Consider the following 22,002-nt stretch of genomic DNA (forward strand, 5'->3'; position numbering starts at 1 on the left):
TCAGAACGTTGCTTGGTGTGCGTTCCGGGGTTGCCAACAGGGTATGCCGAAATGGCCGAGCAGTTCCGCGGTTTCGCAAAGCGGCAGTCCGACCACCGCTGAATAACTTCCATCGAGCCCGGCGACAAACACCGCACCCAGTCCTTGAATGCCATAACCGCCCGCCTTGTCCTGTGGTTCGCCACTGGCCCAGTAAGCCACGGCTTCTTCACGACTGATATCCCGAAAACGCACGCGACTGGTGACAACCCGGGATTCGCAACGTTCGCCATCGAGCACGGCAATCGCGGTCAGGACTTCATGCTCACACCCTGACAGCATCATCAGCATGGCGCACGCATCCGCTTGATCAACCGGTTTGCCGAGAATTTTTCCATCGAGCACCACGGCGGTATCGGCGCCGAGCACGCAGAACGGTTCGTCGGACACGACGCTGCCGCGCCCGGCTTCGGCCTTGCCGCGCGCCAAGCGCTCGACGTAGGCCGACGGGGATTCTTGAGCTAAAGGAGTTTCATCGATATCCGCACTGATGGCGCGGAACGGTACGCCGATCTGCGTGAGCAGCTCACGTCGACGCGGCGAACCAGAGGCGAGGTACAACCGTTTCATCAAGACCTCTCCCTGTCCAATGCCTGAGCGAATTAATTGATTTTGTAGCGTCGACGCAGTCCGCGCAAACCGAAACTGATCCAGGGCCAGAGCAGCGCACTGACCAGTGCCGGCAGCACCAGCGCGAGCGTCGGCTGACGATTGCCGGTCAAGGCGCTGAGCCACAGTTGTACAAGCTGGGCGAGGCCGAAGATCACCAGGATCACCAGGCTCTGCTGCCACATCGGGAACATCCGCAGGCGTTGCTGCAGCGCCAGCACCAGATAGGTGATGAGCGTCAGGATCAAGGCGTTCTGCCCCAGGAGCGTGCCGTAGAGCACGTCTTCAGCCAGCCCCAGGCAAAACGCCGTCACCATCCCGACGGTCTGCGGCAGGTTCAACGCCCAGAATGCCAGCAACAAGGCCAACCACAGCGGGCGCAGGATCTCCATGAATTGCGGCAAAGGCGAAACACTCAGCAGCAGGCCGACGGCAAACGTCAGCCAGACTATCCAGCCGTTTCGGGATGCTTTTACACCGCCCATTATTCTCTCCCCACTGGAGTGGCCGGCGCGGAGACTGGCGGTTTGGCGGCAGGCTTCGCGGCAGCGGGTTGCGCTGTCGGCGGTTTAGCCGCCGCAGGATGCGAGGCCGCAGGCTTGGCTGGCGTGGTGGCAGGCTTGGCGGGTGCGGTGGCCGCAGGCGCCGCCGTGGCAGGAATCGCCGGTGCCGCAGCCGGTGCAGCGGGGGCCGCGGGGCTGACCAGCTTCGGAACCGTCGCCGGAATGGTCGGCCCACCGCCCTGTGCATCCAGGTTTTCCTGGGCCTGGGCGGCAGCGTTGACGCGCTCTTCGGCGGTCCGGTTGTCGCTGAACACCAGCAGCAGGTAACGGCTACGGTTCAAGGCGGCGGTTGGAACGGCGCGGACAATGGCAAACGGCTGGCCGGAATCGTGAATCACTTCCTTGACCGTCGCCACCGGATAACCGGCCGGGAAACGCTGACCGAGGCCGGAGCTGACCAGCAAGTCGCCTTCCTTGATGTCGGCGGTATCGGCCACATGCCGCAACTCGAGACGCTCCGGGTTGCCGGTGCCGCTGGCGATCGCCCGCAAACCGTTACGGTTCACCTGCACCGGAATGCTATGGGTGGTATCGGTCAGCAGCAAGACGCGGGAGGTGTAGGGCATCAACTCGACCACCTGGCCCATCAGGCCACGGGCATCGAGTACCGGCTGACCGAGGACCACGCCGTCGCGCTCACCTTTATTGATGATGATGCGATGGGTGAAGGGGTTGGGGTCCATGCCGATCAACTCGGCCACTTCGACCTTCTCATTGACCAGTGCCGAAGAGTTGAGCAACTCGCGCAGCCGAACGTTCTGCTCGGTCAGGGCGGCCAGCTTCTGCATGCGCCCCTGCAACAGCAGGTTCTCGGTCTTGAGTTTTTCGTTTTCGGCGACGAGTTCGGTCCGGCTGCCAAACTGACTGGCAACGCCTTCCCACAGTCGTCCGGGCAGGTCGGTGATCCAGTAGGCGTCCATCAGCACCAGCGACATCTGGCTGCGTGCAGGCTTGAGCAGACTGAAACGGGCATCGACCACCATCAGTGCGACCGATAGCACGACCAGCACCAACAGGCGCACGCCCAGTGAAGGGCCCTTGGTGAAAAGCGGTTTAATAAGCCGCTCCTCCCAGGCAAATGTTCTGTTTATTCATACGGCGGCAATCCGGCCTGGATGCAGACTGACAGAAGATAAACGCGAACAGGCAGCACTGCAAAGTGCCGCCTGCGCGCTCAACAGCATAGAGGCAATCCGGCGACTTATTCGCTGGAAAGCAGGTCCATGGTGTGTTTATCCATCATTTCCAATGCACGGCCACCGCCGCGAGCAACGCAGGTCAGCGGGTCTTCGGCAACGATCACCGGCAGACCGGTCTCCTGGGCCAGCAATTTGTCCAGGTCACGCAGCAAGGCGCCACCACCGGTCAGTACCAGGCCACGCTCGGCGATGTCGGAAGCCAGTTCCGGCGGCGATTGCTCCAGGGCGCTTTTCACGGCCTGAACGATGGTTGCCAGGGACTCTTGCAGAGCTTCCAGCACTTCGTTGGAGTTCAGGGTGAATGCCCGTGGAACGCCTTCGGCCAGGTTGCGACCGCGAACGTCGACTTCGCGAACTTCGCCGCCCGGGTAGGCGGTACCGATTTCCTGCTTGATGCGCTCGGCGGTGGATTCACCGATCAGGCTGCCGTAGTTGCGGCGCACGTAGGTGATGATCGCTTCGTCGAAACGGTCGCCGCCCACACGTACGGACTCGGCGTAAACCACACCATTGAGGGAGATCAGCGCGATTTCAGTGGTACCGCCACCGATATCCACGACCATCGAACCGCGGGCTTCTTCTACCGGCAGGCCGGCACCGATCGCAGCGGCCATTGGCTCTTCGATCAGGAACACTTCACGGGCACCGGCACCGAGGGCCGATTCACGGATTGCACGACGCTCAACCTGGGTGGATTTGCATGGAACGCAGATCAACACGCGAGGGCTAGGCTGCAGGAAGCTGTTTTCGTGAACCTTGTTGATGAAGTACTGCAGCATTTTTTCGCAAACGCTGAAGTCGGCGATCACGCCGTCCTTCATCGGACGAATGGCAGCAATGTTGCCCGGCGTACGGCCCAGCATGCGCTTGGCTTCGGTGCCGACAGCAACGACACTTTTCTGGTTACCGTGTGTCCGAATGGCCACAACCGATGGCTCATTCAGGACGATACCGCGCTCGCGCACGTAAATAAGGGTGTTGGCAGTGCCCAGGTCAATGGAAAGATCGCTGGAAAACATGCCACGCAGTTTCTTGAACATGGGAAAGGGACCCTAGGCAACGCGTGGGTAAAAAAGTGCGGCAAACTCTAACAACGACAGGGATTTTGGGCAAGGCGCCAATATGTTAAATTGGCCGCTTTTCTGTGCACCAAGCCCCACAATCGCGGCCTTATGACCGTAGAAGTGCGGTAGTGTTCCGACAATCTAACACACGGACGCCGTCCGTTTTGTTTTCCACTGGAGAATCCCAATGGCGCTTGAACGCTCCGACGTGGAAAAAATCGCTCATCTGGCCTGCCTTGGCCTCAATGATGCCGATCTTCCACACATCACTTCGGCCCTCAACAGCATTCTCGGGCTGGTCGACGAAATGCAGGCGGTCAATACCGACGGTATCGAACCGCTGGCCCACCCACTGGAAGCCAGCCAGCGCCTGCGCGCAGACGTCGTGACCGAGACCAATCACCGCGAGGCCTACCAGTCCATCGCACCAGCGGTCGAAAACGGCCTGTACCTGGTTCCGAAAGTCATCGACTAATAGGGAAAGAGCCTGCAATGCATCAATTGACTCTGGCCGAGATCGCCCGCGGACTCGCCGATAAAAAGTTTTCCTCCGAAGAGCTGACCAAGGTCCTGCTGGCGCGCATCGCCCAGCTCGATCCGCAGCTCAACAGTTTCATCAGCCTCACCGAAGACCTGGCGCTGACGCAGGCGAAAGCCGCTGACGCCCGCCGGGCCAATGGTGAGAGCGGCGCCCTGCTCGGCGCGCCGATCGCCCACAAGGACCTGTTCTGCACCCAGGGCATTCGGACCAGCTGCGGCTCGAAGATGCTCGACAACTTTAAAGCGCCGTACGACGCCACCGTCGTCGCCAAGCTGGCCGCTGCCGGGGCCGTGACCCTGGGCAAGACCAACATGGACGAATTCGCCATGGGTTCGGCCAACGAGTCGAGCTACTACGGCGCGGTGAAAAACCCTTGGAACCTGGACTACGTGCCCGGCGGTTCGTCTGGCGGTTCGGCAGCGGCGGTTGCCGCTCGTCTGCTGCCAGCGGCCACCGGCACCGACACTGGCGGCTCCATTCGTCAGCCTGCGGCCCTGACCAACCTCACCGGCCTGAAACCGACCTACGGTCGCGTTTCGCGCTGGGGCATGATTGCCTACGCGTCCAGCCTCGATCAGGGCGGTCCATTGGCACGCACCGCCGAAGACTGCGCGATTTTGTTGCAAGGTATGGCCGGCTTCGATCCGAATGACTCCACCAGCATCGATGAACCCGTGCCGGACTACAGCGCCAGCCTCAGCGGTTCGCTGCAAGGCCTGCGCATCGGCGTGCCGAAAGAGTATTTCAGCGCCGGTCTCGACCCGCGCATCGCCGACCTGGTCATGGCCAGCGTTGAAGAGCTGAAAAAGCTCGGCGCCGTGGTCAAGGAAATCAGCCTGCCGAACATGCAGCACGCGATCCCGGCGTACTACGTGATCGCCCCGGCGGAAGCCTCGTCCAACCTGTCGCGTTTCGACGGCGTGCGTTTCGGCTATCGCTGCGAAGACCCGAAAAACCTGGAAGACCTGTACAAGCGTTCCCGTGGCGAAGGTTTCGGACCGGAAGTGCAGCGCCGGATCATGGTCGGTGCCTATGCGCTGTCGGCCGGTTACTACGACGCCTATTACCTGAAGGCGCAGAAGATTCGTCGCTTGATCAAGAACGACTTCATGGCGGCCTTCAATGAGGTCGACATCATCCTCGGCCCAACCACGCCGAACCCGGCCTGGAAGCTTGGCGCCAAGAACAGCGACCCGGTCGCTGCGTACCTGGAAGACGTCTACACCATCACCGCCAACCTCGCGGGTCTGCCGGGCTTGTCCATGCCGGCCGGTTTTGTCGAGGGTCTGCCGGTCGGCGTGCAACTGCTCGCCCCGTATTTCCAGGAAGGCCGCTTGCTCAACGTTGCGCACCAGTACCAGTTGAACACTGACTGGCACACCCGCACCCCAACCGGCTTCTGAGGAGACACACATGCAATGGGAAGTCGTGATCGGGCTGGAGATTCACACCCAGCTCACCACCCGGTCGAAAATCTTTTCCGGTAGTTCCACCACGTTCGGTTCCGAGCCGAACACCCAGGCCAGCCTCGTAGACCTGGGCATGCCCGGCGTGCTGCCGGTGCTGAACCAGGAAGCGGTGCGCATGGCGGTGATGTTCGGTCTGGCGATTGACGCCGAGATCGGCCAGCACAACGTGTTCGCCCGTAAAAACTACTTCTATCCGGACCTGCCAAAGGGCTACCAGATCAGCCAGATGGAATTGCCGATCGTCGGCAAGGGCCACCTGGACATCGCCCTGGAAGACGGCACGGTCAAACGTGTCGGCATCACCCGCGCGCACCTGGAAGAAGACGCCGGCAAGAGCCTGCACGAAGAGTTCAGCGGCGCCAGTGGCATCGACCTGAACCGTGCCGGCACGCCACTGCTGGAAATCGTCTCCGAACCGGACATGCGCAGCGCCAAGGAAGCCGTGGCTTACGTCAAGGCGATCCACGCGCTGGTGCGCTACCTGGGGATCTGCGATGGCAACATGGCCGAAGGTTCGCTGCGTTGCGACTGCAACGTGTCGATCCGTCCCAAAGGCCAGGTCGAATTCGGCACCCGCTGCGAGATCAAGAACGTCAACTCGTTCCGCTTCATCGAGAAGGCGATCAACAGCGAAATCCAGCGTCAGATCGAATTGATCGAAGACGGCGGAAAAGTGATCCAGCAGACCCGCCTGTACGACCCGAACAAGGACGAAACCCGTCCGATGCGCAGTAAAGAGGAAGCCAACGACTACCGTTACTTCCCCGATCCGGACCTGCTGCCGGTGGTCATCGAGAACTCGTTCCTCGACGACGTGCGCGCCACTCTGCCGGAATTGCCACCGCAGAAGCGCGAGCGCTTCCAGGAGCAGTTCGGCCTGTCGGTCTACGACGCCAGCGTGCTGGCCACCAGCCGCGAACAAGCCGATTACTTCGAGAAAGTCGCGAGCATCGGCGGCGACGCCAAACTGGCGGCGAACTGGGTGATGGTCGAGTTGGGCAGCCTGCTCAACAAGCAAGGCCTGGACATCGAAGAGTCGCCGGTTTGCGCAGAGCTTCTGGGCGGCATGCTGCTGCGCATCAAGGACAACACCATCTCCGGCAAGATCGCCAAGGTGGTGTTTGAGGCGATGGCCAACGGCGAAGGCAGCGCGGACGAGATCATCGACAAGCGCGGCCTCAAGCAAGTGACCGACACCGGCGCCATCTCGGCGGTACTGGACGAAATGCTCGCGGCCAACGCCGAGCAGGTCGAACAATACCGCGCGGCAGACGAAGCCAAGCGCGGTAAAATGTTCGGCTTCTTCGTCGGCCAGGCCATGAAAGCCTCCAAAGGCAAGGCCAACCCGCAACAGGTCAACGAACTGCTCAAAAGCAAGCTCGAAGGCTGATGAGGATGGAGCCAGCTCTAAAATCTGGCTCCATTCCCTGTGGGAGCGAGCCTGCTCGCGATAGCGGTCCGGCACTCAACGATGAGTTGACTGTCAGAACGCTATCGCGAGCAGGCTCGCTCCCACAATTGTTTCGGGAAAACCTTGAATGAAACGTCTATTCGGCGCCTGCGCCCTGCTCTCTCTGTTGGCCGGTTGCGCCAGCACCGACACCGTCGATCCGCATGGCTACGACAAAACCGGCGTGGCTTCGTACTACGGCGCCAAACACCAAGGCAAACGCACCGCCAACGGCGAGCGTTTCAACATGAATTCCATGACCGCCGCCCATCGCCAGCTACCCTTCGGTACACGGGTGAAGGTCACCAATCTGAATAACGACAAATCCTGCGTGGTACGCATCAATGATCGCGGGCCGCACACCCGTGGCCGCCTGATCGACCTGTCCAAGGAAGCCGCCGAGCGCCTGGGCATGCTGCGCAGCGGCACCGCGCGGGTTCGCGTGCAAGCCCTCGACGACTGACCGATGGAGCCCCGACCATTTTCGGACTAGCCGACTTACCCCTGATCAGCGTGATCGAATTGTTCAGCGGATTGTTCCTGCTGATTGTCGGCGCCGAATTGATGGTGCGCGCCGCCGTACGCATCGCCGCGCGATTGCACGTACGACCGCTGATCATCGGCCTGACCATCGTCGCCCTCGGCAGCAGCGCGCCGCAGATGGCGGTCAGCCTGCAAGCGACCCTGGCGCACAATGCCGACATCGCCGTCGGCAGTGTGATCGGCAGCAGCATTTTCAACATCCTCGTCACCCTCGGGTTGTCCGCACTCATTATTCCTTTGCGGGTTTCCCGGCAACTGGTGCGCCTGGATATTCCGTTGATGATCGGCGCCAGCCTGCTGGTGTTCGTACTCGCCTGGAATGAAGAACTGACCCGTACCGACGGCGTGATGTTGCTGACAGCACTGGCGATTTACCTGGGCTTGTTGCTGCGCCAGTCACGGCATTCGGGACGGCCGGTATCCAGTCATGACCATCATGCGCAAGCGCCTTGGCTCAGCAGTCTGCTGATGATCGTCGCCGGGCTGGCGATGCTGGTGTACGCCGGGCACTTGCTGCTGGGCGCGGCAGTTGCGGTCGCTACCGATCTTGGGTTGTCGGAGCGGATCATCGGCCTGACCATCGTCGCCGTCAGCACCTCACTGCCGGAACTGGCCACTTCGTTGATCGCGGCTATGCGCGGCGAGCGCGACATTGCCGTGGGCAACGTGATTGGCAGCAACCTGTTCAACCTCCTGGGTGTGCTCGGTTTTACCGCCCTGGTGGCACCGTCGCCGCTATCGGTATCGCCCAACGCCCTGGATTTCGACCTGCCGGTGATGCTCGGCGTCGCGGTACTGAGCCTGCCGCTGTTCTACACCGGCTACCGCGTAACCCGCGCCGAAGGCCTGCTGTTTTTGGGTTTGTACCTGGCGTATGGGCTGCACGTGGTGTCGTTCACCACCGGCATGCCCCTGGCCGGCAAGCTGGAACACTTGATGCTGTTTTTCGTCCTGCCGACGCTGGTGGCGTTCTTGCTGTTCACGTCGCTACGCGCCTGGCATCGCCAACACCATAAGAAGGAAGTCCCATGACCGAGAATAAAAAAACCGGCGTTGAAGTGCGCCGCCAAGTGATGGGCGACGCCTTCGTCGACCGCGCACTGGGCAACGCCACCGAGTTCACCCGGCCGCTTCAGGATTTCGTCAATGAACACGCCTGGGGCGGCGTGTGGAATCGCGAAGGCCTGCCGCTGAAAACCCGCAGCCTGATCACCCTTGCCGCTCTGACTGCACTCAAGTGCCCGCAGGAGTTGAAAGGTCATGTGCGCGGTGCGCTGAACAATGGCTGCACTGTGGATGAGATTCGCGAGGCACTGCTGCATTGCGCGGTGTATGCCGGTGTGCCGGCGGCGATCGATGCGTTTCGGGCGGCGCAGGAAGTGATTGATAGCTACCAGAAGCCTGAGTGAGTCATTGAAATTAAGGCTGCCTGATCTGGCGCCATCGCGAGCAAGCTCGCGATGAGGCCCTCAGGAACACCGCAACTCCAGAGGTCAGATCCACCCACCCCACTGCAAAAAGAAGATCCCGACATTGGTGGTGATCGCCGCCATCAGCGTAGTGATCACGATAATCGCCGCCGCCAGTTCGTGATTGCCATCCGCCGCCCGGGCCATGACAAAACTGGCAGCGGCGGTCGGACTACCGAAGTACAGGAACAGAATCCCCAGTTCCGCCCCGCGAAAGCCCCACAACCACGCCCCCAGCGTCGCCAGCACCGGCAAGCCGATCATCTTCACCAGGCTTGAACTCAGCGCCATGTTGCCGCTTTTGCGCAGTGCCGCCAGGGATAGCGTGCCGCCGATGCAGATCAGCGCCAGCGGCAGCGTGGTTTGCGCCAGATACTGGCCGGAGGTCTCCAGCCAGCCCGGCAGACCGATCTTGAAATAGGCGAAAGGTGCAGCCGCAATCACGCTGATGATCAGCGGATTGCTGAACACACTTTTGCAGATGCTCCACGGATCGGACTTGATTACCGGGCTGTACACCGCCAGCACGATGGTCGACAGCGTGTTGTAGAACAGGATCACCAGCGCCGCGAGGATCGCCCCGAGGGAAATCCCGTAGTCGCCGTACATGCTTGCGGCCAGCGCCAGGCCGATGACCCCGTTGTTACCGCGAAATGCACCCTGGGTGTAGATCCCCCGATCTTCCCGCGGGCACTTCCATATCGCCCAGCCCCATGCGATGGCAAAACACGCCAGGGTCGCGAGGGAGAAGTAGATCAGCAGCGCTGGTTGCAGTGCCGCGTGCAGGTCGGCATGCAGGATGCCCAGAAACAGCAACGCCGGCATGGTGACGTTGAACACCAGGGCCGACGCGGTGTGGATGAAGTTGTCGTTGATCCAGTCGATGCGCTTGAGCAGCACCCCCAGAAACAGCATGGCAAACACCGGCGCGGTGATGTTCAGGGTTTCGAGGAAAATTGCCAGCATGCCGGAGTGGACCTTGATGGTGTCGTTAGTTGGCTAATGATAAGCCACCAAGGACGTTGGCGTCTGGAAGATCGCCATCGCGAGCAGGCTCGCTCCCACAGGGATCTTCCTTGTTGCACAAACTGTGTGAACACCGAAGATCCCTGTGGAAGCCAGCCTGCTGGCGATGAACGATAACGCGGTTTCAGGTGATCGGCGCCGGGTTGAACAGGGTAATGTCGTTATGCAGCTTGTGCTGCTCGGCCCAGGTCTGTTTCTTGCCACTGGCCACGTCCAGGTAGTAGTGGAACAGCTCCCAGCCCAGCTCCTCGATCGATGCGCGACCGGTGGCAATGCGTCCGGCGTCGATATCGATCAGGTCCGGCCAGCGTTGCGCCAGTTCGGTCCGGGTCGAGACCTTCACCACCGGTGCCATGGCCAGCCCGTAAGGCGTGCCACGACCAGTGGTGAACACATGCAGATTCATCCCCGCCGCCAACTGCAAGGTCCCGCAGACAAAGTCGCTGGCCGGGGTCGCGCAGAAGATCAGGCCTTTGCGTTTGAAACGCTCGCCAGGGCCAAGCACGCCGTTGATCGCGCTGCTGCCGGACTTGACGATAGATCCCAGGGATTTCTCGACAATGTTCGACAACCCGCCCTTCTTGTTGCCCGGCGTGGTGTTGGCACTGCGATCCGCCTCGCCCTTGGCCAGGTAACGGTCGTACCAGTCCATTTCCCGCACCAGTTCCTGAGCGACGTCCTGGTTTTCCGCGCGTGAGGTCAGCAGGTAAATGGCATCGCGCACTTCGGTGACTTCGGAAAACATCACCGTCGCACCGGCCCGCAGCAGCAGGTCCGAGGCATAACCGAGCGCAGGATTGGCGGTGATGCCGGAGAACGCATCACTGCCGCCGCATTGCATGCCCAGAATCAGCTCGGACGCCGGCACGGTTTCCCGGCGACGCTGATCGAGCTTCTTCAAGCGCGTCTCGGCCAGTTCCATGATCTGCTCGATCATTTCGGTGAAGCCGTGACTGGAGTCCTGCAAGCGGTACAACCAAGGCTCGCTGAGATCCACCGAGCTGTCGTTGTCGTGCATCACCTGCCCGGCCTGCAATTTCTCGCAGCCCAGGCTGATCACCAGGGCTTCGCCACCCAGGTTCGGGTTGCGGGCCAGATTGCGCACGGTGCGGATCGGGATGTAGGCGTCGGTGGCGGTGATGGCCACGCCGCAGCCGTAGCTGTGGGTCAGCGCCACCACGTCATCGACGTGCGGGTACTTGGGCAGCAACTCATCCTTGATGCGCTTGACCGCATGATCCAGTACCCCGGTCACGCACTGCACGGTGGTAGTAATGCCGAGAATGTTACGCGTGCCGACGGTGCCGTCGGCATTGCGATAACCCTCGAAGGTGAAGCCTTCCAGCGGTGCTTGTGCGGCCGGTACATCGGTGGACAGCGGCAGGCTGTCCAGCGGTGGCGCGGTCGGCATGCGCAGTTGATCTTCCTTGACCCAGCTGCCGCGGGGAATCGGCTGCAAGGCATAGCCAATGACCTGACCGTAACGAATCACCTCGCCACCTTCGGGAATCTCCTCCAGGGTGACCTTGTGGCTCTGTGGCACGAAGTCCACGGTAACCAGGCCGTCCGCAAACTCGGTGCCGGCCGGTACACCCTGATCATTGACCACGATCACTACGTTATCCCGCTCGTGCAGGCGGATGTAGCGCGGCGAGTCAGAATGTTCAATCAACTGCATGACGCCGCTCCTCAGGAATGCGCTTGAGACAATTTACCAGGGGCTTCAGTACCGTTCGCGGGTGGCTCTTTGAGCACCACACGCTTGATCGGGCCGACGATGACCAGATAGCTGAACACTGCGACCAAGGCGTTGCAACCGACAAACACCAGTGCCCACTTGAACGAACCAGTGGAACTGATGATGTAGCCGATGACGATCGGGGTGGTGATGGACGCGAGGTTACCGAAGGTGTTGAACAGGCCACCGCTCAGGCCGGCGATCTGTTTCGGCGAGGTGTCGGACACCACCGCCCAGCCCAGTGCGCCCACGCCTTTGCCGAAGAACGCCAGGGCCATGAAGCCGACGACCATCCATTCAACGTCCACATAATTGCAGGCCACGATGCTGCTGGAAACCAGCAGGCCGGCGATGATCGGTGCCTTGCGGGCAAAGGTCAGGGAGTGGCCTTTGCGCAGCAGGTAATCGGAAATCACCCCGCCGAGCACACCACCGATAAAGCCGCAGATCGCCGGCAAGGACGCGATGAAACCGGCCTTGAGGATGGTCATGCCGCGTTCCTGCACCAGGTACACCGGGAACCAGGTCAGGAAGAAGTAGGTGATGCCGTTGATGCAGTACTGGCCCAGGTACACGCCGAGCATCATGCGGTTGGTCAGCAATTGACGGATGTAGTCCCACTTGGGACCGTCGGTCTTCTTGCCTTTGCCCTTGTCCTGGTCCATGTCGACCATGCCGCCGTTGTCGGCGATGTGCTTGAACTCGGCGTCGTTGATCATCGGGTGCTGGCGCGGGCTGTAGATCACTTTCAGCCAGATGCCCGAGAAGACGATGCCGATCACGCCCATGACGATGAACACGTGCTGCCAGCCGAAGCTGTAGACGATCCAGCCCATCAGCGGTGCGAACAACACGGTGGCAAAGTATTGCGCCGAGTTGAAGATCGCCGAGGCAGTGCCGCGTTCAGCGGTCGGGAACCAGGCCGCCACGATACGTGCGTTACCCGGGAAAGATGGCGCCTCAGCCAGGCCCACCAAAAAGCGCAGCATGAACAGCGCGACCACGGCGGTGGACATGCCGAACTCGCCGACATAACCCTGCAGCACGGTGAACAGCGACCAGGTGAAGATGCTCAGTGCGTAGATTTTTTTCGAGCCGAAACGGTCCAGCAGCCAGCCACCGGGAATTTGCCCGGCCACGTAGGCCCAACCGAATGCGGAGAAGATATAGCCGAGGGTAACGGCGTCGATGCCGAGGTCTTTTTGCAGGCTGGAGCCGGCGATTGCGATGGTAGCCCGGTCGGCGTAGTTGATCGTGGTCACCAGAAACAGCATGAGCAGGATCAAATAGCGGACGTGAGTCGGCTTTTGGGTCGATTGCATGTAGATGTACTCCCACAAATTATTTTTATGCGCGGGTTGTAGGAGCGAGCCTGCTCGCGATGGTGGTCAACGATGACGCGGGGCATCAGGTTTATCGCCACGACCTCGAGACCATCGCGAGCAGGCTCGCTCCTACAGGGGTGTTGCGTTTACGAACCGATGTAGCTGGTCTTCACGACCGTGTAGAACTCTTGCGCATAGCGACCTTGCTCACGTGATCCATAGGATGAACCTTTACGCCCACCGAACGGAACGTGGTAATCCACACCGGCGGTCGGCAGGTTGACCATCACCATCCCGGCCTGGGAGTGGCGCTTGAAGTGGTTGGCGTACTTCAACGACGTGGTAGCGATGCCCGCCGACAGACCGAACTCGGTGTCGTTGGCCATGGCCAGCGCGGCTTCGTAATCGGCAACGCGGACGATGTTGGCCACCGGTCCGAAGATCTCTTCACGGCTGATGCGCATCGAAGCTTCGCTGTCGGCAAACAGGGTTGGCGCGAGGAAGTAGCCCTCGGTGTCGCACGTCACCAGACCACCGCCGCTGACCAGACGCGCGCCTTCGGACTGGCCGATGTCGATGTACTTCATGTCCTGTTCAAGCTGAGCTTGCGAAACCACCGGACCGATATCGGTGCCAGCCTTCAATGCATGGCCGACCTTGATCGACTTCATGCGTTCGGCCATGGCCTCAACGAACTGGTCGTGGATGCCGGCGGTGACGATGAAGCGGCTGGAAGCGGTGCAACGCTGGCCAGTGGAGTAGAACGCGCTCTGCACCGACAATTCGACCGCTTGCTTGAGGTCGGCGTCGTCGAGAATGATCTGCGGGTTCTTGCCGCCCATTTCCAGCTGGACTTTGGCCTGGCGCGATACGCAGCTGACGGCGATCTGACGACCGACGCCCACGGAACCGGTGAAGCTGATGCCGTCGACTTTCGGGCTGTGGACCAGTGCATCGCCCACCACGCGACCGCTGCCCATCACCAGGTTGAACACACCGGCAGGGAAGCCAGCGCGGGAGATGATTTCGGCCAGTGCCCAGGCGCAACCTGGAACCAGGTCTGCGGGTTTCAGCACGACGCAGTTGCCGTAGGCCAGGGCCGGGGCGATTTTCCATGCCGGAATGGCGATCGGGAAGTTCCACGGGGTGATCAGACCGACCACGCCCAAGGCTTCGCGAGTGACTTCAACGTTGACGCCCGGACGCACCGACGGCAGGTAGTCGCCGGACAGGCGCAGGCACTCGCCAGCGAAGAACTTGAAGATATTACCGGCGCGGGTCACTTCGCCGATGGCTTCAGGCAGGGTCTTGCCCTCTTCCCGGGCCAGCAGGGTGCCGAGTTCTTCGCGACGGGCGAGTATTTCAGTACCGACTTTGTCCAGGGAATCGTGACGCGCCTGAATGCCGGAAGTGGACCAGGCCGGGAACGCAGCACGGGCGGCGTCGATGGCGGCGTGGACCTGAGCCAGGTCAGCCTTGGCGTAGTCGCCGATGGCGTCGCTCAGTTCGGACGGGTTGATGTTGGTCGAATAGTCGCCACCGGCAACCCATTCGCCGTTGATGTAGTTATCGAAACGCGTTGCATCTGCCACTTTGAGATCTCCTCACGCAAAAAGCCGCTGATTGCTCAGCGGCCCTGGTTTATCGGGTGTTACTGGGCGCCCTGCTTGTCGATCAGCGCGGCGAGCATTTCGTACTCTTCGCCGGTCAGATCGGTCAGCGGTGCACGCACCGGGCCTGCGTCGTAGCCGGCAATTTTTGCCCCGGCCTTGACGATGCTCACGGCATAACCGGCCTTGCGGTTACGGATGTCCAGGTACGGCAGGAAGAAGTCGTCGATGATCTTGCCGACGGTAGCGTGATCATCACGAGCGATGGCGTGGTAGAAGTCCATCGCGGTTTTCGGGATGAAGTTGAACACCGCCGAGGAGTAGACCGGCACGCCCAGCGCCTTGTAGGCCGCGGCGTAGACTTCGGCGGTCGGCAAGCCACCCAGGTAGCTGAAGCGATCACCGAGGCGGCGACGGATCGACACCATCAACTCGATATCACCCAGGCCATCCTTGTAGCCGATCAGGTTCGGGCAGCGCTCGGCCAGACGTTCCAGCAGCGGCGCGGTCAGGCGGCAGACGTTACGGTTGTAGACCACCACGCCGATGTTGACCGATTTGCACACGGCCTCAACGTGGGCGGCAACGCCGTCCTGGCTGGCTTCGGTCAGGTAATGCGGCAGCAGCAACAGGCCTTTGGCGCCCAGACGCTCGGCTTCCTGTGCGTATTCGATGGCCTGGCGGGTCGAACCGCCCACACCGGCCAGGATTGGCACGCTGGTGGCGCAGGTGTCGACCGCAGTCTTGATGATTTCCGAATATTCGCTGGCCGCCAGAGAGAAGAACTCACCGGTGCCGCCCGCGGCGAACAACGCCGAGGCACCGTATGGGGCCAGCCATTCGAGACGCTTGATGTAACCCGCGCGATTGAAGTCGCCCTGAGCATTGAAATCGGTGACCGGGAAAGACAGCAGACCGGCAGAGAGGATGGACTTCAGTTCTTGTGGATTCATTATTCGAACACCCTGGATAGCGACGTTGTGTGAGAAAACCGTTCAGCCTGCGCTGAAGTTGTAGGTCATCGTACAACTTAAAATACAACCGTCAACTGCATTTCATCGCGGAGGGTGAAAATTGTTGGACAAGGAGTCGCGCCAGCTCAGGTTTTCAGCGGCCGCTGGCGTAGGGAAAGCGGGACAGGAATGTGGCGGCCAACGGGCTCATTAGAGATACGTTGTCGGAAGATTGACCAATCTGAGCAGACAGACGGGAGGATTTGTGAAATGGCTGATGGCCCTATCGCGAGCAGGCTCGCTCCTACACTGGATCGCCTGTGGACACAAATCTCGTGAACAGCCGAATTCAAATGTGGGAGCGAGCCTGCTCGCGATAGCGGTCTGTCAGACAAGGAGTCGCTCGAAGATAAAACTTACCCCCGCTGCGCCTCAGCTTCTTCATGGGCATGACGCAACCGCTCACGGCTGTTGGTCAGGTGCAAACGCATGGCGGCACGCGCCGCATCGGAATCCTGGCGGGCAATCGCGTCGTAGATTTCTTCGTGCTCACGGCTCAGGCGACTCATGTAGTGCTGCTGGTCGTCATGGGCCAGGCGCGCGGAATTTAGCCGCGTGCGCGGAATGATGCTGGTGCCCAGGTGGGTCATGATGTCGGTGAAATAACGGTTGCCGGTGGACAGCGCGATTTCGAGGTGGAAGGCGAAGTCCGAAGCCACGGCGTCACTGGCGTGAGCGGCGCTTTCATTCAACGCATCGAGAGCAGCGCGCATGTTGGCCAACTGTTCCGGACTGCGACGTTGCGCCGCCAGCCCGGCAGACTCCACTTCCAGGCTGATGCGCAGTTCCAGGATCGCCAGCACATCGCGCAAGGTCACCACGGTCGCCGGGTCGATACGGAAACCGCTCGGGCTCGGCGTGTCGAGCACGAAAGTGCCGATACCGTGGCGGGTTTCCACCTGCCCTGCCGCCTGCAAACGGGATATCGCCTCGCGCACCACCGTGCGGCTGACGCCATGGGCATCCATGATGGCCGACTCGGTGGGCAACTTGTCGCCACGCTTGAGATGGCCATCACGGATCTGCTCGGACAGCACCGTCACCAGTTCCTGAGCGAGGCTGCGGCGCTTGCGTGGGAGGCGTGGTGTGTCGTTCAGGTTTTCCATGGTGAACATCTGTCTCGAAAAAGTCGGCGGCTGAAAGCGCATCATAGCGCAACGCGGTTGTACGATCACCTAACCCCTTGTAGGAGCGAGCTTGCTCGCGATGGACTTGAAAGCGCCGCGTTTATTCAGAAAGCGCGCGTTATCGTTAGCTACCATCGCGAGCAAGCTCGCTCCTACAAGGATTTGCGGTGTTCAGGCGGTCACGGCCTGGTCCACCAAATGACCATTCTCGATACGGATATGCCGCGGGTGGAAGCGCTTCAGACTGCTGCGATGGCCGACACTGACGATGCTCAGTCCCGGCAACTCATCGATCAGCGCCTGATACAGCGTGGCCTCGTCTTCTTCGTCCATCGCCGAGGTGGCTTCGTCCATATACAGCCATTGCGGTGCATAAAGCAGCGCACGGGCAAAGGCCAGGCGCTGCTGCTCACCCGGCGACAACATGCGCTGCCAGTGGTTGGCTTCGTCGAGACGGGCAATCAGGTGCGGCAAGCGACAGGTTTCCAGCACCTGCGCGTAGCGCTCGTTCGGATAGGTATCGCCGGGCTGTGGATAACTGAGGACATCACGCAGGGTGCCAATCGGCAAATACGGTTTTTGCGGCAGGAACAGGTAGCGCGCCGATGGCAGGCGAATACTGCCGTGGCCGGTCGGCCACAGATGTCCCATCGCCCGCAGCAGGGTCGACTTGCCGCTGCCGGAGCGACCGCTGAGCATCACACGCTCGCCCTCCTTCACGGTCATGTCGGCGTTGGTCAGCAGGTGGCGACCTTCAGCAAGGTCCAGGCCGAGGTTGTGCACCTTCAGCACCGAGCCAGAATTCTGTACGTCGATGGCCGGTGCACGCTCTTCGTTGTCGCGCATGGCCTGGTGGAAGCTCAACAGACGATCGCAGGTGGCGCGCCAGGAAGCGAGGCTCTGATACGCACTGATAAACCAGCTGAAGCTTTCCTGCACATTGCCGAATGCCGAGCTGATTTGCATCAACTCGCCCAGTTCGATCTTGCCGGAAAGGTAACGCGGCGCGGCAACCATGAAGGGGAAGATGATGGCGGCCTGGCTGTAACCGGCAGTGAAGAACGTCAGGCGCTTGGACACCTTCATGATGTCCCAGAAGTTATGCCAGACCATCCCGAAGCGGCTGCTCAACCGACGATTTTCGTTCGGCTCGCCGTTGTACAACGCGATGCTTTCGGCATTCTCGCGAATTCGCACCATGGAGAAACGCAGGTCGGCTTCGAAGCGTTGTTGCTGGTTGTTCAGGCCGATCAGGCGACGACCGATCAAATGCGTCAACCAGCTGCCCACCACGGCGTAAACCAGCACGCACCAGAACATGTAGCCGGGAATGGTGATGCCGAACACTTCGATACTGCCCGACACGCCCCACAGAATGATCGAGAACGACACCAGGCTGACGATATTGCGCAGCAGTCCGATACCCAGCTCAAGGGTGTTGGAAGTGAAGTTGTTGAGGTCTTCGGAAATCCGCTGGTCCGGGTTATCGGTGTAACCGCCCTGCTCCAGCTGGTAGTAATTCTTGTCGGCGAGCCAGCGTGCAAAGTGCTTTTCGGTAAGCCATGCCCGCCAGCGGATCGTCAGCATCTGCGTCAGGTATAGCCGGTACACCGCGCCGACAATCGCCACCGCCGCAATCGCACAGAAGTACAGGATCAGTTGCCAGAACGCGGCCTCGTCCTTCTTTTGCAGGGCGTTGTAGAAATCCTTGTACCAGGTGTTGAACCACACCGAGATCCCCACGCTGATCAGCGACAGCGCAATCACCGCGATCAGCAGTGTCCAGGCCTTGACCTTCTCTTCACTGCGCCAGTAAGGCGTGATCATCGCCCACACTTTGCGAAAAAACTGCCCGCGCACGGCGTCGTTGACCGCGGAATACTCAGCGTTCTGATTCATGGATAAGGCTCGATAGAGAAAAGTACGCACACGAACCGATCATAGATGATCGGTCCGGTTTGTCGCGAGATACGGCCCGCATTCGTTCAACGCAGGTTCAGCGGCGAACGGGACGCTTCTGCAGTTTGCGCTGCAGGGTGCGGCGGTGCATGCCCAGGGCACGGGCCGTGGCGGAGATGTTGCCTTCGTGTTCGGTCAGCACGCGCTGGATGTGCTCCCACTGCAGGCGGTCCACGGACATCGGATTTTCCGGCACCAGGCTGTCGAGGTCGGCGTGCTCGGACAGCAGCGCCGCCAGCACGTCGTCGGCATCCGCCGGCTTGCACAGGTAGTTGCAGGCACCGCGCTTGATCGCCTCGACGGCGGTGGCGATGCTCGAATAACCGGTGAGGATCACCACGCGCATTTCCGGGTCCATTTCCAGCAACTTTGGCAGCAGCACCAGGCCGGAGTCGCCGTCCATCTTCAGGTCCAGGGCGGCGTAATCCGGCAGGTCGGCCTTGGCCAGCTCCAGGCCTTCCTCGGCGGAACCGGCAGTGCTGACGCGAAAACCCCGACGGGCCATGGCGCGGGCCATGACGCGGGTGAATGTGGCGTCGTCATCGACCAGCAACAAATGCGGCAGTTCTTCGCCTTCGACTTGGATCTCTTCACTCATGTTCGTCTCCTCGGGCGACACGGGGCAGGCGCAGCTCGGTGAGCGTGCCACCTTCCTCATGACTGTAGAGTTTCACTGAGCCGCCGGCGCGTGTCACGCTGGCCTTGCTCAAAAACAGGCCCAGGCCGAAGCCTTTGCCCTTGGTGGTAAAAAACGGCTTGCCGATTTGCTCGGCGATGGCCAGCGGCACACCGGCGCCATGGTCACGAATGCTGATGGTGAGGTTTTCCCAATCCCAGTCCAGCGTCACTTGCAGCCCTTCGGGGCAGGCATCGGCAGCGTTGTTCAACAGATTCAGCAAAGCCTGGGTCAGGTCCGGTGGCGGTGCCATGCGGGGAACCGGGCCCTGGCCGAGGCGCTGGAAGCGATAACTGGCTTCCGGGCGCATCAGGTGCCAGCGATTGAGGGCTTCATCAAGCCAATCGGTGACGTCCTGCATCTCCACCGCCAACCGGCGATTGGCCTCGGCGGCGCGCACCAGATGCTGCAAGGTCTCTTTACACAACTTGACCTGATCCTGCAGCACGCTCAGGTCATCCTGCAACATCGGGTCATGGTGGTCCTGACGCATTTCCTTGAGTAGCACACTCATGGTCGCCAGCGGCGTGCCCAGTTCATGGGCCGCACCGGCGGCCTGGGTAGCGACGGCCAGCAGTTGTTGATCGCGCAGGCCTTCTTCGCGACGAATGGCGCGCAACTCTTCCTGGCGACGCAGCTCTTCGGCCATGCGCGCGGCGAAGAACGTAATCACCGCAGCCGCGAGGGCAAAGCTCAACCACATCCCGTACACCTGCAGGTTTTCCCGAGCGATCGGGAAGGTTTGCAGCGGGTAGAACTGCGCCAGCAACAACGTGTACATCGTCAGCGCGATACCCGACAGGATCACCGAATAACGCCAAGGCAACGTCACGGCGGCAATGGTCAGCGGCACCAGGTAATAGGAGACGAAGGGGTTGGTCGAGCCACCGGAGAAATACAGCAAGGCGCTGTGGATAAACAGGTCGCAAGCCAGTTGCACGGCATATTCGAGCTCGGTCACCGGCCACGAGGTGCGCAGGCGAATCGCCGTGAAGACGCACAGCAGCATTGAACATGCGAGCGTTGCCGCCAGTTGAAACCAGGGCAGTGGCAGCAATTCGAGCCAGTAGGCCAGGCCAACGGAACCGGCCTGGGCGGCCAGCACCAACGTGCGGATGAACGTCAGCCGCCAGAGGTTCTGGCGAGTGGCGGAAGTGATTTGAACGGGGGCGAGCATGAGCTCTCCTGATGAGCGCTCCAGGCGGATCGCAGGGAGTATAACCAAGCACGGGGGCTGACAGGCAAAAGTGCGGCAAACGGCCACATGCCTGTAGGAGCAGCCGGTCGACGCTCGATTGCTCGCGATGGTCGTCAACGATTACGAGGGAGTCCTGATACCCTGCGGCGCTTTCGGTTTTTTCGCGAGCAAGCTCGCTCCTACAGGGATGCATCTGTATAGAAGTTGTAACTGTGCGAACCGGAGCATAAAAGCTAGAGTCTGATGGTTTCACGCAGGCCCGGATCATACCCCTGCGCACCTTTCAAGGAGCCTTCATGCACACATTCCGCCGCAGCGCCGCCCTCCTCGCCCTGGGCGTTGGCACCGTCGCCAGCCTCCCGGCCCTGGCCGCCGACGAGCTTCATTACAACCAGATTTCCCTGCGCGCCGAAGTCAGTCAGGAAGTGGCCCGCGACCTGATGATCGTGACCCTCTACACCGAAGAACAGAACAGCGACCCGGCCAAACTCGCCGCCGACGTCAGCACCACCATGAACAAGGCGCTGGCCAAGGCCAAGCAAGTCAAGGACATCACCCTGCGCCAGGGCAGCCGCAACAGCTACCCGATCTATGACACCAAGGGCCAGAAAATCACCGGCTGGCGCGAGCGCGCCGAATTGCGCCTGGAAAGCCCGAACTTCGCCGCGCTGTCGAAGCTGACCGGCGAACTGCTCACCGACCTGAAAATGGGCGGCATGGACTTCGCCATCGCCACCCCGACCCGCAAGGCCAGCGAAGACGCCCTGCTCAAAGACGCCGTGAGCGCGTTCAAGGCTCGCGCCCAGCTTGCGACTGATGCTCTGGGCGGCAAGAGCTATAAAATCGTCAACCTGAACCTCAACAGCAACGGTTATCCACAGCCTTACCTGCGCGCGCCGATGATGATGAAAGCCGCCGCCATGGACAGCGTACCGGTGACGCCGGATGTCGAGGCCGGCACCAGCCAGGTCAGCATGACCGCGGATGGTTCGATTGAAGTGCTGATGCCTTGAATCGATAGCCCGCAAACAAAAGACGGCGATCATTCAGATGATCGCCGTTTTTTTTTGGCAGTTTTCAGGCATGAGCTATAACTGGAGAGACCACCGGGAAAAGCTGGCAGTTGTACCGGGTGCAACTGAGTTCGATTGGCCACTATTGGTGCAACAATAACCACTCTTATTCACGCCATACCCACCCCACAATTCGGGGTATGAATAAGTAACACCCTCGCCCCACTCGGGAGCAACCAGGACCGCGAGCGCACTGCAAAAGTGCGTCATTTGCACAGTAAAAAAGCCGCGCAAACGGTCAAATGCGCCAGAAATTACACAAATGCGACATTAAGGTACGTTCGTGCCACTGTTTAAGGCTAGTAGTCACT

Annotated in this window: 20 protein-coding genes; 7 read left to right on the forward strand and 13 right to left on the reverse strand. The window is 60.8% G+C overall.

Annotation, left to right across the window (positions count from 1 at the left end):
* From ACM6J5_RS28515 to mreB, 4 genes are all read right to left on the reverse strand, one after another.
* The gene (locus ACM6J5_RS28515; RefSeq protein WP_095944254.1) at positions 1-609 is read right to left on the reverse strand and encodes a Maf family protein; all 609 of its coding nucleotides are present in this window, start codon (positions 607-609) and stop codon (positions 1-3) included.
* Positions 610-641: 32 nt separating this feature from the next.
* On the reverse strand, positions 642-1,133 hold the full coding sequence (gene mreD / locus ACM6J5_RS28520; RefSeq protein ID WP_007970244.1) for a rod shape-determining protein MreD: 492 nt from the start codon (positions 1,131-1,133) through the stop codon (positions 642-644).
* The gene (gene mreC / locus ACM6J5_RS28525) at positions 1,133-2,269 is read right to left on the reverse strand and encodes a rod shape-determining protein MreC (RefSeq protein ID WP_150672192.1); all 1,137 of its coding nucleotides are present in this window, start codon (positions 2,267-2,269) and stop codon (positions 1,133-1,135) included. The genes mreD and mreC overlap by 1 nt, the downstream gene beginning before the upstream one ends.
* Positions 2,270-2,412: 143 nt before the next feature.
* On the reverse strand, positions 2,413-3,450 hold the full coding sequence (gene mreB, locus ACM6J5_RS28530) for a rod shape-determining protein MreB (RefSeq protein WP_002555108.1): 1,038 nt from the start codon (positions 3,448-3,450) through the stop codon (positions 2,413-2,415).
* Positions 3,451-3,661: 211 nt separating this feature from the next.
* On the opposite strand from mreB, the gene gatC reads away from it, so the two are divergent.
* From gatC to ACM6J5_RS28560, 6 genes are all read left to right on the forward strand, one after another.
* Entirely contained in the window at positions 3,662-3,949 is a 288-nt protein-coding gene (gene gatC, locus ACM6J5_RS28535; RefSeq protein ID WP_007901429.1) for an Asp-tRNA(Asn)/Glu-tRNA(Gln) amidotransferase subunit GatC, read from the forward strand.
* A 17-nt stretch (positions 3,950-3,966) separates the two neighbouring features.
* Entirely contained in the window at positions 3,967-5,418 is a 1,452-nt protein-coding gene (gene gatA, locus ACM6J5_RS28540; RefSeq protein WP_095944252.1) for an Asp-tRNA(Asn)/Glu-tRNA(Gln) amidotransferase subunit GatA, read from the forward strand.
* Between the two features lie 10 nt (positions 5,419-5,428).
* Entirely contained in the window at positions 5,429-6,874 is a 1,446-nt protein-coding gene (gatB, locus tag ACM6J5_RS28545) for an Asp-tRNA(Asn)/Glu-tRNA(Gln) amidotransferase subunit GatB (RefSeq protein ID WP_150672193.1), read from the forward strand.
* Between the two features lie 148 nt (positions 6,875-7,022).
* The gene (locus ACM6J5_RS28550; RefSeq protein WP_095944250.1) at positions 7,023-7,397 is read left to right on the forward strand and encodes a septal ring lytic transglycosylase RlpA family protein; all 375 of its coding nucleotides are present in this window, start codon (positions 7,023-7,025) and stop codon (positions 7,395-7,397) included.
* A 50-nt stretch (positions 7,398-7,447) separates the two neighbouring features.
* Positions 7,448-8,509, forward strand: a complete 1,062-nt coding sequence (locus tag ACM6J5_RS28555) for a calcium/sodium antiporter (protein ID WP_150672194.1) — start codon at positions 7,448-7,450, stop codon at positions 8,507-8,509.
* Positions 8,506-8,886 (forward strand): carboxymuconolactone decarboxylase family protein, encoded by a 381-nt coding sequence (locus ACM6J5_RS28560; RefSeq protein WP_150672195.1) that lies wholly within the window; start codon positions 8,506-8,508, stop codon positions 8,884-8,886. Before ACM6J5_RS28555 ends, ACM6J5_RS28560 begins: the two co-directional genes overlap by 4 nt.
* A gap of 84 nt (positions 8,887-8,970) precedes the next feature.
* Here the strand turns inward: ACM6J5_RS28560 and ACM6J5_RS28565 are convergent, their stop codons facing one another.
* The 9 genes from ACM6J5_RS28565 to ACM6J5_RS28605 form a co-directional block, all read right to left on the reverse strand.
* On the reverse strand, positions 8,971-9,912 hold the full coding sequence (locus ACM6J5_RS28565) for an AEC family transporter (protein WP_095944247.1): 942 nt from the start codon (positions 9,910-9,912) through the stop codon (positions 8,971-8,973).
* A 184-nt stretch (positions 9,913-10,096) separates the two neighbouring features.
* The gene (gene garD / locus ACM6J5_RS28570) at positions 10,097-11,650 is read right to left on the reverse strand and encodes a galactarate dehydratase (protein WP_150672196.1); all 1,554 of its coding nucleotides are present in this window, start codon (positions 11,648-11,650) and stop codon (positions 10,097-10,099) included.
* Positions 11,651-11,661: 11 nt separating this feature from the next.
* Positions 11,662-13,032, reverse strand: coding sequence for an MFS transporter (locus tag ACM6J5_RS28575; protein ID WP_095944245.1), 1,371 nt, complete (start codon positions 13,030-13,032; stop codon positions 11,662-11,664).
* Positions 13,033-13,181: 149 nt separating this feature from the next.
* On the reverse strand, positions 13,182-14,627 hold the full coding sequence (locus tag ACM6J5_RS28580; RefSeq protein ID WP_150672197.1) for an aldehyde dehydrogenase family protein: 1,446 nt from the start codon (positions 14,625-14,627) through the stop codon (positions 13,182-13,184).
* A gap of 59 nt (positions 14,628-14,686) precedes the next feature.
* Positions 14,687-15,598 (reverse strand): 5-dehydro-4-deoxyglucarate dehydratase, encoded by a 912-nt coding sequence (kdgD, locus tag ACM6J5_RS28585; protein WP_123587268.1) that lies wholly within the window; start codon positions 15,596-15,598, stop codon positions 14,687-14,689.
* 416 nt (positions 15,599-16,014) lie between these two features.
* Positions 16,015-16,764, reverse strand: coding sequence for a FadR/GntR family transcriptional regulator (locus ACM6J5_RS28590; protein WP_414929772.1), 750 nt, complete (start codon positions 16,762-16,764; stop codon positions 16,015-16,017).
* 192 nt (positions 16,765-16,956) lie between these two features.
* Positions 16,957-18,684 carry an ABC transporter ATP-binding protein/permease gene (locus ACM6J5_RS28595; RefSeq protein WP_095942366.1) on the reverse strand — a complete coding sequence of 576 codons (1,728 nt, stop codon included), beginning with the start codon at positions 18,682-18,684 and terminating at the stop codon, positions 16,957-16,959.
* A 97-nt stretch (positions 18,685-18,781) separates the two neighbouring features.
* The gene (locus ACM6J5_RS28600) at positions 18,782-19,342 is read right to left on the reverse strand and encodes a response regulator transcription factor (protein ID WP_007973041.1); all 561 of its coding nucleotides are present in this window, start codon (positions 19,340-19,342) and stop codon (positions 18,782-18,784) included.
* On the reverse strand, positions 19,335-20,597 hold the full coding sequence (locus ACM6J5_RS28605; RefSeq protein WP_057716443.1) for an ATP-binding protein: 1,263 nt from the start codon (positions 20,595-20,597) through the stop codon (positions 19,335-19,337). Before ACM6J5_RS28605 ends, ACM6J5_RS28600 begins: the two co-directional genes overlap by 8 nt.
* A gap of 317 nt (positions 20,598-20,914) precedes the next feature.
* Here ACM6J5_RS28605 and ACM6J5_RS28610 point away from each other — a divergent pair, with 317 nt between their 5' ends.
* Positions 20,915-21,631: an SIMPL domain-containing protein gene (locus tag ACM6J5_RS28610; protein ID WP_414929773.1), complete on the forward strand. Its 717-nt coding sequence runs from the start codon at positions 20,915-20,917 to the stop codon at positions 21,629-21,631.
* Positions 21,632-22,002 lie beyond the last annotated feature (371 nt).

It is taken from the genome of Pseudomonas sp. IT-P74, from assembly GCF_949768175.1.
Classification (GTDB): domain Bacteria; phylum Pseudomonadota; class Gammaproteobacteria; order Pseudomonadales; family Pseudomonadaceae; genus Aquipseudomonas.

Coding starts and splice junctions, on each gene's coding strand:
- ACM6J5_RS28515 (WP_095944254.1), bottom strand. CDS start 609: ATGAAACGGTTGTACCTCGCCTCTGGTTCGCCGCGTCGACGTGAGCTG.
- mreD (WP_007970244.1), bottom strand. CDS start 1,133: ATGGGCGGTGTAAAAGCATCCCGAAACGGCTGGATAGTCTGGCTGACG.
- mreB (WP_002555108.1), bottom strand. CDS start 3,450: ATGTTCAAGAAACTGCGTGGCATGTTTTCCAGCGATCTTTCCATTGAC.
- gatC (WP_007901429.1), top strand. CDS start 3,662: ATGGCGCTTGAACGCTCCGACGTGGAAAAAATCGCTCATCTGGCCTGC.
- gatA (WP_095944252.1), top strand. CDS start 3,967: ATGCATCAATTGACTCTGGCCGAGATCGCCCGCGGACTCGCCGATAAA.
- gatB (WP_150672193.1), top strand. CDS start 5,429: ATGCAATGGGAAGTCGTGATCGGGCTGGAGATTCACACCCAGCTCACC.
- ACM6J5_RS28550 (WP_095944250.1), top strand. CDS start 7,023: ATGAAACGTCTATTCGGCGCCTGCGCCCTGCTCTCTCTGTTGGCCGGT.
- ACM6J5_RS28560 (WP_150672195.1), top strand. CDS start 8,506: ATGACCGAGAATAAAAAAACCGGCGTTGAAGTGCGCCGCCAAGTGATG.
- ACM6J5_RS28565 (WP_095944247.1), bottom strand. CDS start 9,912: ATGCTGGCAATTTTCCTCGAAACCCTGAACATCACCGCGCCGGTGTTT.
- garD (WP_150672196.1), bottom strand. CDS start 11,650: ATGCAGTTGATTGAACATTCTGACTCGCCGCGCTACATCCGCCTGCAC.
- ACM6J5_RS28575 (WP_095944245.1), bottom strand. CDS start 13,032: ATGCAATCGACCCAAAAGCCGACTCACGTCCGCTATTTGATCCTGCTC.
- kdgD (WP_123587268.1), bottom strand. CDS start 15,598: ATGAATCCACAAGAACTGAAGTCCATCCTCTCTGCCGGTCTGCTGTCT.
- ACM6J5_RS28590 (WP_414929772.1), bottom strand. CDS start 16,764: ATGGAAAACCTGAACGACACACCACGCCTCCCACGCAAGCGCCGCAGC.
- ACM6J5_RS28595 (WP_095942366.1), bottom strand. CDS start 18,684: ATGAATCAGAACGCTGAGTATTCCGCGGTCAACGACGCCGTGCGCGGG.
- ACM6J5_RS28600 (WP_007973041.1), bottom strand. CDS start 19,342: ATGAGTGAAGAGATCCAAGTCGAAGGCGAAGAACTGCCGCATTTGTTG.
- ACM6J5_RS28605 (WP_057716443.1), bottom strand. CDS start 20,597: ATGCTCGCCCCCGTTCAAATCACTTCCGCCACTCGCCAGAACCTCTGG.
- ACM6J5_RS28610 (WP_414929773.1), top strand. CDS start 20,915: ATGCACACATTCCGCCGCAGCGCCGCCCTCCTCGCCCTGGGCGTTGGC.